General features: G+C 53.1%; 10 protein-coding genes. 2 read left to right on the top strand and 8 right to left on the bottom strand.

Annotated elements, in window-relative coordinates; all coding sequences use genetic code 11:
* Positions 1–295: 295 nt before the first annotated feature.
* Complete coding sequence (locus Q1Y74_RS12160) at positions 296–775, bottom strand: DUF6078 family protein (protein WP_300814583.1); 480 nt, start codon at positions 773–775, stop codon at positions 296–298.
* 194 nt (positions 776–969) lie between these two features.
* Between Q1Y74_RS12160 and Q1Y74_RS12155 the strand changes: the two genes are divergently transcribed.
* Positions 970–1491: a cyclophilin-like fold protein gene (locus tag Q1Y74_RS12155; RefSeq protein WP_300814582.1), complete on the top strand. Its 522-nt coding sequence runs from the start codon at positions 970–972 to the stop codon at positions 1489–1491.
* A 197-nt stretch (positions 1492–1688) separates the two neighbouring features.
* Positions 1689–2771 carry an alpha/beta hydrolase gene (locus tag Q1Y74_RS12150; protein WP_300814581.1) on the top strand — a complete coding sequence of 361 codons (1083 nt, stop codon included), beginning with the start codon at positions 1689–1691 and terminating at the stop codon, positions 2769–2771.
* 115 nt (positions 2772–2886) lie between these two features.
* On the opposite strand, the gene pyrF is transcribed toward Q1Y74_RS12150, so the two are convergent.
* The 7 genes from pyrF to Q1Y74_RS12115 all read right to left on the bottom strand — a co-directional run.
* Entirely contained in the window at positions 2887–3714 is an 828-nt protein-coding gene (pyrF, locus tag Q1Y74_RS12145; protein ID WP_300814580.1) for an orotidine-5'-phosphate decarboxylase, read from the bottom strand.
* 17 nt (positions 3715–3731) lie between these two features.
* The gene (locus tag Q1Y74_RS12140; protein WP_300814579.1) at positions 3732–5405 is read right to left on the bottom strand and encodes a DUF4153 domain-containing protein; all 1674 of its coding nucleotides are present in this window, start codon (positions 5403–5405) and stop codon (positions 3732–3734) included.
* Positions 5406–5432: 27 nt separating this feature from the next.
* The gene (gene prfA, locus Q1Y74_RS12135; RefSeq protein ID WP_300814578.1) at positions 5433–6545 is read right to left on the bottom strand and encodes a peptide chain release factor 1; all 1113 of its coding nucleotides are present in this window, start codon (positions 6543–6545) and stop codon (positions 5433–5435) included.
* 123 nt (positions 6546–6668) lie between these two features.
* Entirely contained in the window at positions 6669–7817 is a 1149-nt protein-coding gene (locus Q1Y74_RS12130; protein ID WP_300814577.1) for a Fic family protein, read from the bottom strand.
* A gap of 25 nt (positions 7818–7842) precedes the next feature.
* Positions 7843–8121, bottom strand: a complete 279-nt coding sequence (locus tag Q1Y74_RS12125; RefSeq protein ID WP_022161536.1) for a hypothetical protein — start codon at positions 8119–8121, stop codon at positions 7843–7845.
* Between the two features lie 26 nt (positions 8122–8147).
* Positions 8148–8405, bottom strand: coding sequence for a hypothetical protein (locus Q1Y74_RS12120; RefSeq protein WP_300814576.1), 258 nt, complete (start codon positions 8403–8405; stop codon positions 8148–8150).
* 139 nt (positions 8406–8544) lie between these two features.
* Positions 8545–8778 (bottom strand): AIR synthase-related protein (locus Q1Y74_RS12115; RefSeq protein ID WP_300814575.1); only part of this gene is annotated, 234 nt, incomplete at its 5' end.

The raw sequence follows: 8778 nt of genomic DNA, 5'->3' as shown, positions 1-8778 counted from the left end.
AGCAGGGGATGGCGCACGAGGTCGTAGAGCAGCCCCTTGGGCAGGTTGATGAACCCGAATACCGGGTCGTTGATGATTTTTCGTTCGTAGCTCATGGCTGATAAACAGGTTGGTGGTTTTACTTACATGGGGATGAGGCTGGCAGGCGTCTTTACTTTATTTTTGCTTTACTCGTTTTAAAGCGTTGCTTTAGTCTCATTAAAGTAACGCTTTATAGCTACTAAAGTAATGCTTTAGTCGTACTAAAGTAACACTTTAAAACGAGTAAAGCAAAAATAAAGTGCGATGTTGTTGATTACCAGTTGAATCCTTCTTCGTATCCGTCGTACTGGGGAGCCGTCTCCACGCCGGCCGAACGGAAGGCCCTCTCGATGGCTTTTTGTTCATCGGGGCTGATGAGCCGTTCGCCTTTGCGGCTTTGGTAGAAGTAGCTTTCGCAGGAGAAGCAGGCCATCACCTTGCGTCGCACGATTCGTGCCTGCTTCAGGGGAAGGTCTTCAAACAAGGTGGTCATGCCCCGTGCAAAGCGCACGGGCGTGCTGTCGCGGTAGTATCCGCATCCGTCCTGGGCCTGGACGATGCAGGCGGGGTGTACAATGCGGATGGGGCCTGGCTTGGCCGAAGCCTCTGTTGCCGGCAGCTGGCGGTAGGCGATGGCGCGCAGGCAGTGTGGAGCGCGGGGACAGGTTCCGTCGGTAGCAGGGCAGTAGATGTAGTCTTTGGGCATGTTGTCCGTCTTTCCTGAGGCGGCGACAACGTTGTTTTCGTGGTTCATGCTCGGATGTCCTTAAATTGTTTCCGGCCAAAGGTAGGAGATTTCAAGGAGATAAGCAAGGGAGAAGTGGGGCGGGCGGGGAAGAAATCTGTACATCTATCCGTAATCTTCGTTGTTTCTTCCGTAATCCATGTACATGTCGGAGGCCTCGGCCGCCGTATCTTTGCATCAGGAAACCCTAAAGCTTTTTCATCATGAAGACTTATCTGTTGATTCCCCTCCTCCTGTTGCTGCCCTGGATGGTGGCCTGCACCTCGGATTCCGAGCCGGTGCTTGAGCCTCCTGTACCCGAACAGCCCGCCCAGCCGGAGGAAGAAGAACCGGAAAATGATAATCAAGAGAATATGGAAACAAGTACAATCAGACTGAAAACAGGCGGAAAGACATTTACCGCCACGCTGGCAGACAACTCTTCGACCCGTGCGCTGAAGGCGCTGCTGGCCGGGGGAGACCTCACCATCGAGATGGAGGACTATGCACGGATGGAGAAAGTAGGGCCGATAGGCACCACCCTGCCGCGCAACGATGAGCAGATATCGACCGTGCCGGGCGACCTGATTCTGTATCAGGGCCGCTATTTCGTCATCTACTACGGGCGCAACAGCTATTCATTGACCCGCCTCGGCAAGATTGACAACGTGACGGAAAGTGAACTGAAAGCCGCTTTGGGCGACGGCGACGTCACCGTCACACTTTCTTTGGGTGAAAGCGACTGAATGGATAGTTTCGCAAATGCTTAACTTATTAGTTGACAAGGCTTCAGTTAACAAGTCTACAAGGTTTGGAACGCTTTGTCTGGTAAAGTGCCATTTGAAACGACTCCTACAAACGCCTTGTAACTCGTCAACTTGTAACTTATCAACTGCAACTTGAGCTTGCGAAAGTTGAGTAATATATAAATAGGTATTTCGATATGAAGAACGGACAGAAAAAACTTTCGTGTCTGCTGGCGGCATTCCTGCTGGCAGGCTTTACCGCAGTAAGTGCGGAAACCGCTGCTGGTAAGTATAACTTTTCAAATGGAAATGATATGGAAAAACTGGAACTGACCAACGAGTGGGACAAGGTGTTCCCACAGAGCGACAAAGTGAATCATCGGAAAGTGACTTTCCGTAACCGCTACGGCGTCACGCTGGCGGCCGACCTCTACGTGCCGAAGAACGCTACGGGCAAGCTGGCGGCCATCGCCGTGAGCGGCCCCTTCGGCGCCGTCAAGGAGCAGGCGTCGGGCCTCTATGCGCAGACCCTGGCCGAGCGCGGCTTCCTGACCATTGCCTTCGATCCTTCGTTTACCGGTGAGAGTGGCGGCCAACCCCGCTATGTGGCTTCGCCCGACATCAATACGGAGGATTTCTGCGCGGCGGTGGACTACCTGTCTACCCGCGACGACGTGGACCCCGAACGCATCGGCATCCTCGGCATCTGCGGCTGGGGAGGCATGGCGCTGAACGCCGCCGCCATCGACACGCGCATCAAGGCCACGGTCACCTCGACCATGTACGACATGAGTCGCGTCACGGCCAACGGCTACTTCGACTCGATGGATGCCGACCAGCGTTACGAACTCCGCCGCCAGCTCAACGCCCAGCGCACGGCCGACTACCGCAACGGCTCCTACGAACGGGCTGGCGGTGTGGTGGACCCGCTGCCTGAAGATGCGCCCCAGTTCGTGAAAGACTACTATGCCTACTACAAGACGCCGCGCGGCTACCACAAGCGTTCGCTCAACTCGAACGACGGATGGAACAAGACTTCGTCCCTGTCCTTCCTCAACATGCCCATCCTGGCATATAGCCACGAGATACGCAGCGCCGTCCTGATGGTTCACGGCGAAAAGGCCCATTCGCGATACTTCAGCGAAGACGCCTTCAAGAAACTGACAGGCGACAACAAGGAACTGCTCATCCTTCCCGACGCCAACCATACCGACCTGTACGACAACCTGAAGGTAATACCCTTCGACCGGATTGAGCGTTTTTTCAGGGAGTATCTGTAATTTCCTTAGTAGACAAGGGACAAGTTAACAAGGCTACAAGGACATGCTCCCTGTATTTTATTACCTTGTCAACTCATCCCTTGTCCCCTCGTCAACTTGTCAACTCGTCCCCTCGTCAACTAAGAACAGCCTTCAACTGCTCAGCCATCTGCGCCTGCACCTCCTGTGCGGCCTTGCGGCTGGCGGCGGCGAAGTTCTCCGTCTTGTCCACGTAGATGATGCCGCGGCTGGAGTTGACGATGAGGCCGCATTCCTTCGTCATGCCATACTTGCAGACCTCTTCCAGCGAGCCTCCTTGCGCGCCTACGCCGGGGACGAGCAGGAAGTGGTTGGGAACGACTTTGCGGATATCCTCGAACATGCGGCCTTGCGTGGCGCCTACCACGTACATCATGTTCTCGTCGTTGGCCCACTGCTGGCTCTTGCGGAGCACCTTCTCAAACAGGCGTTCGCCGTCCTTGTCCTCCGTCAGCTGGAAGTCGTGCGAACCCTTGTTGCTGGTCAGCGCCAGCAGGATGACCCATTTGCCTTCGTACGTCAGGAAGGGCGTCACGCTGTCCTCGCCCATGTAGGGAGCCACGGTCACGGAGTCGATGTCCAGTTCCTCGAAGAAGGTGCGGGCATACATGGCCGACGTGTTTCCGATGTCGCCGCGTTTGGCATCGGCAATGATGAATTGGTCGGGATAGTTCTGCTTGATGTAGTTCACCGTCTTCTCGAAGGCCATCCATCCCTTCACGCCCATGCTTTCGTAGAAGGCCAGGTTGGGCTTGTAGGCGATGCACAGGTCGGCGGTGGCGTCGATGATGGCCTTGTTGAAGGCGAAGATGGGGTCTTCTTCCTTCAGCAGGTGTTCGGGGATTTTCTTGATGTCCGTGTCGAGCCCCACGCAGAGGAACGACTGCTTGCGCTTGATGTTTTCAAAAAGTTGTTGCTTGTTCATGAGCCTATGTTTTTAAGTTAGTTTTTCTTGAAGAACAGGTATCCTTCGATGTCAATGCCCAGCTGGCCGTAATCGTCCGGCCTCAGGTCGAAGTAGAAGTAGATGGGCACAAAGACCCGTTTGCCCGAGATGCAGGGATAAAATGAGACGGGCATCTTTTCCCGGCCGTCTATCGCTTTCAGCGTGTCGAGCGGCAGGTAGACGACATCCGTCCCTTCCAGGTCCACGGGTATTTTTCCTGTTTCCAGCACATCGCCGGGCAGGGGACAGTAGGTATATATCCGGATGAAATGGTGGTATCCGTCCGGTATGTCTATGATGTTTTGAGAGTCCAGCTTTCCATAAAGAACCTTGTTGGGGCTTTCATCCGTCAGACCGTAGAAGGTGTCAAACTCCTGCATGGTGACGAATTCCTTCACGCTTTCTCTGAAGAAATGGTCATCCAGATAAATCATTTTATCGTTGAGCCGTTCGGCTTCTTCCGGCGTCAGTTCTTTGAGCAGGGTCTTGTATTGGTCGTAGTCCAGAGGCAGCTCCTTACCCTTCAGCATGGTGCGCACTTCGCGCTGTAGCACGTCGCGGGTAATCGTGGCATAGTTGACGGGGAAGGTCGATGTCAGCAGGAAGAGCAGGGTGAAGGAGATGGGTATCCAGCTGATGCGGCGGGCTTTTCCCACCAGCAATCCGATGCATACGATATAGAACCAGACGTTGAGGGTGGCCAGGTAGAGGCGGTTGATGGTGATGCCATAGTCGCAGAAGCGGCGTGCAATGCCGATACTCATCAGCAGGAGCAGTGGCAGTGCCAGAGCCGGAAGCAGTCGGGCGATGCGTTCGTCCCACGGTTTCCTGTCTCTGATGCGGATGGGGTATAGCCCGGTTTCGATGGCAATGCACCCGGCCATAAGGATGGTCACCAGCCACGACACCCATCCGTCGGGCAACTGCCAACGCAGCAGGATGTAGGCGGCATAACCGTAGAGCACCAACAGGTATCCCGCTGCAAGAGGTACGAAGAGATAACGGATGGTGTTGGCCATAAACGTTGCGGCTTGTGGCCGGTGGTCATGTTTCTGCGCTCCTTGGGGCAGCATTCCGATGAACAGCAAGGAAGGAAGCATCAGTCCGCACAACACCAGAATGTGCCAGTTGATTTTGACATTAATCGCTAATCCGAACAGATGTTCGATTGAAAAGTACAACAGAAGCAGTCCTCCGCTCATCACCAATCCTACAATAGCGGCTAAAACAGCTTTCTTGACGGACCGGCAGGTAAAGTTCCAGGCTGGTATGTCATTCTTCTCCCTGAAAAACGACAGGAAGAAGATGGACATGACGATTGCCAAAATCCATGCTGCATGGGCTATGCCGACGGCAAGTCCCTTGCCCTGATAATAAAGGAATACCGTATCGGCAAGGAACAGGACATACGCCGTTGCCTGAACAGCAAGATTGACCTTCTTGCTTTTCACCTCCTCACTCCACAAGTGAAGACTCAATGAGAGCAAAGTACCGACTGACAGGAAATAGCCGATAAGGAATGTAAGCCTGTCGGCCGAATCCATAACCTCTTCCGTATTCAGACACAAATAGGCGGAAAGTAGGATGATGAAAGCCATCGTTACCGGAAAACGCCTGGCACAATTTTGGAAGGCCGGCCCCAGTGAGTGGAAGATGCTGAAGTTTTTCATGGCGTTACAATTGAGTTGGGTTGTTTGTTACAATTCGCTTTCCTTCAACCTTTCCGCATTCTCGGCCACGATGAGGTGGTCGATGCAGTCCTGGATGTCGCCGTCCATGAAGGCAGCCAGGTTATAGATAGTGTAGTTGATGCGGTGGTCGGTGATGCGTCCCTGCGGATAGTTGTAGGTGCGTATCTTGGCCGAGCGGTCGCCGGTGGAGACCATTGTCTTGCGCTTGGAGGCGATGTCGTCGATGTACTTCTGGTGCTCCTTGTCGTAGATGAAGGTGCGCAGGCGGGAGAGGGCCCGCTCCTTGTTCTTGGGCTGGTCGCGCGTCTCGGTACACTCGATGAGGATTTCCTCCACCACGCCCGTCAGCGGGTTCTTCCAGTTGTAGCGCAGGCGGACGCCGGACTCCACCTTGTTCACGTTCTGGCCGCCGGCACCGCCGCTTCGGAAAGTGTCCCACTTGATTTCGCCTTCGTTGATGACTACGTCGAACTCTTCGGCTTCGGGCAGCACGGCTACCGAGGCGGCTGAGGTATGCACACGTCCCTGCGTCTCCGTGGCCGGCACACGCTGTACGCGGTGTACACCCGACTCATACTTCAGCGTGCCATACACGTTCTCGCCCGTCACGGAACAGATGATTTCCTTGAAGCCGCCGGCTGCTCCTTCGTTGGCGCTGGACACTTCGAGGCGCCAGCCCTTGATGTCGCAATACTTGGAGTACATGCGGAAGAGGTCGCCTGCAAAGATGGCCGCTTCGTCTCCGCCCGTGCCGCCACGTATTTCGAGGATGGCGTTGCGGCTGTCCTGCGGGTCGGCCGGGACGAGCAGCAGCTTGATGTGCTCCTCCAGTTCGGGTAGACGCGTCTGGCAAGCATCGAGTTCCTCGCGGGCCATGTCGCGCATCTCGGGGTCGGTCTCGTTGGCAATGATGTCCTTGGCCTCGTCGATGCCGTTCAATACCTGCATGTATTCCTTGCGGGCATCCATCAGGTCGCCCAGTTCCTTATATTCCTTCGTCAGCTTGACGTACCGCTTCTGGTCGGCAATGACTGCCGGGTCGGTAATCAAGGTTGATACTTCCTCGAAGCGGGCCACGAGGCCGTCGAGCTTTTCCAGTATGTTGTTGTTTTCTGCCATTTATTACGAATATGGTGATTATATCTTTTTCAGTTCTCATGTACCCAAACAACGCAATTCGGGTACATGATGGATTGCTCATGTACCCGAATTGCGGTTTTGGGGTACATGATGTATCGGGTGTTATAGTGTATCCTTCTCATAAACAGATTCTACGACTGTCTGGGGATTCATCTCCGGTGTTTCCTGGCTGGTGAACAGATGGACGAGCGGCGTATTGATATAATAGTTTGTCTTCCATATCTTCACCTTTTCCAATAGTCCTTCCTCTACCATTGCATCCAGATACTTGGTGGCGGTCTTTCTCTGTACCATCATATCCCGTTCAACAAACTCAATCTTTGTATAAGGGTGGAAGAACAGGTTGTTCAACAACTCGTGTTTATACTGTTTGCCGAACAAAGGGCGCAATCGCTGCTTGTATTGCTGCATGAGGGAAGAGATGTTCTTCACCAGGCTGATGGTTTCGCCCGCAGTCTGCTCCACTCCTTTCAGCATGAATAGAATCCATTCCTCCCATTGCTCCAGGCTGTCGTCGTTGCGTATGGCCTGTAGCAGCCGGTAGTACTCTCCTTTGTTGCGTGTGATGTATCGGCTCAAGTAGAGAATGGGGATGTCCAGCAGGTCGTTGATAACCAGATACAGGATGGAGATGATACGTCCCGTGCGTCCGTTTCCGTCATAGAACGGATGAATGCTTTCAAACTGGTGGTGTATGACGGCCATCTTTATCAGAGGGTCGCAGGACGACAATGCAGGGTCGTTGATGTAACACTCCAAGTTCGCCATCAAGCGTTCCACATCCTTTTTGTCTTGCGGTGGAGTATAGACTACCCTTCCGTCAGAGCTTTTCAGCATGGTGCCGGGCACGGTACGGAAACCGGCCGAATTGCATTCCAACTGCTGTTGTATCTCTTTGATGATGTTATTGGTAAGCAGTTTGTTATGACGAACCAAATCGAAGCCCCGTTGCAAGGCTTGCCGATAGTTCAGTACTTCTTTGGTGGAAGCATTGATAACGGTCTCTTTCAAATCCAAGTCGGCCTTATACAAGTCATCCTGGGTCGTGACAATGTTCTCCACGGCCGAACTTTCACGTGCCTCTTGCAGAGTGAGGGTGCTGATGAGGATGTTCTCGTTCGGTATGGTCAAGGCAACCCCTTTCAACTCGGCCAGTTTCTTGTTGGCCAAGTTCAGCTGCTTCAACACGGCTTTTGTTTCCAAGTCGAAGGCAAGCGGTAGTTCCTTTATGTTATATTGTCTGTTCGCCATAGTTAATTGATCCTATATTAATGCATTACCACAATCTTCCCTCAAACAGCCATGCCAGCACTGCTGCCAGTATCAGGAAACCGATAACAATCAGAATCCACGTCCGACGCGAGAAGCGGTTCTTCACCCTTTGTTCTGCTGTATTGAAATATTGACTGCCTATGTAGGAACCTATCAGAGCCGGCAAAAGGTAACAGGCACACTTCAGGAAAGGAATGTCCCACTTATAAGCCACAAAGAGGATGGCTCCACAAACGGCGACCATGCCAATGCCTATCAGGCAACCTTGGTGTTCTCGTTCCATAATTCTTGCCTAAAACATTTATTCCGTTACACTAATTTCTTAAGCAGCCAGAACGCTGTGGTGACTATGCCTGTCAGCAACACCAACCGACACCACTGCAACCGGCGGCCTTTCTCTTCTCCGTCTTCGAGACTGGACAGGTAACCTACCACCATGGGCGGACCTATGACAGCCAGGCTGTGCAGATAGTCTGAACCGATGCGTGTGGCTACAACGCTCAAAGCGGCACCTGCTACAATCCACAGTATGACATACAGAATGAGCTTTCCAAGAGTTTTCTTCATGGCTTTGGAGTATTGTTTTTCTCTTTTACCTTGTCTTTATTTCTTCTTGCGGGTGGTATTGCTTCGGTAATATTGCCCCCAAGCCAATACACACACCACAATCAGAATGATGACTACATAGCCCATAACGTGCAATATCTTAATACCTGAACTCTCCGAACTCCGAGCGGATAATCAGCTCCTTCTTGTCGCTCTCCTCGATGCGGCCGATGACCTGTGCGTCGATGTTGAACGACTTCGAGATGGCGATGACTTCCTCGGCATGCTCGGGCGAGAGGTAGACTTCCAGACGATGGCCCATGTTGAATACCTTGTACATCTCGGCCCAGTCCGTGTCGCTCTGCTCCTTGATGGTGCGGAACAGGGGAGGTAC

It is taken from the genome of uncultured Bacteroides sp. (assembly GCF_949298305.1).
Classification (GTDB): domain Bacteria; phylum Bacteroidota; class Bacteroidia; order Bacteroidales; family Bacteroidaceae; genus Bacteroides.
The sequence above is the reverse complement of the archived record's forward strand: the minus strand, read 5'-3'. Positions and strand labels throughout refer to the sequence as shown.

Coding starts and splice junctions, on each gene's coding strand:
- Q1Y74_RS12160 (WP_300814583.1), bottom strand. CDS start 775: ATGAACCACGAAAACAACGTTGTCGCCGCCTCAGGAAAGACGGACAAC.
- Q1Y74_RS12155 (WP_300814582.1), top strand. CDS start 970: ATGAAGACTTATCTGTTGATTCCCCTCCTCCTGTTGCTGCCCTGGATG.
- Q1Y74_RS12150 (WP_300814581.1), top strand. CDS start 1,689: ATGAAGAACGGACAGAAAAAACTTTCGTGTCTGCTGGCGGCATTCCTG.
- pyrF (WP_300814580.1), bottom strand. CDS start 3,714: ATGAACAAGCAACAACTTTTTGAAAACATCAAGCGCAAGCAGTCGTTC.
- Q1Y74_RS12140 (WP_300814579.1), bottom strand. CDS start 5,405: ATGAAAAACTTCAGCATCTTCCACTCACTGGGGCCGGCCTTCCAAAAT.
- prfA (WP_300814578.1), bottom strand. CDS start 6,545: ATGGCAGAAAACAACAACATACTGGAAAAGCTCGACGGCCTCGTGGCC.
- Q1Y74_RS12130 (WP_300814577.1), bottom strand. CDS start 7,817: ATGGCGAACAGACAATATAACATAAAGGAACTACCGCTTGCCTTCGAC.
- Q1Y74_RS12125 (WP_022161536.1), bottom strand. CDS start 8,121: ATGGAACGAGAACACCAAGGTTGCCTGATAGGCATTGGCATGGTCGCC.
- Q1Y74_RS12120 (WP_300814576.1), bottom strand. CDS start 8,405: ATGAAGAAAACTCTTGGAAAGCTCATTCTGTATGTCATACTGTGGATT.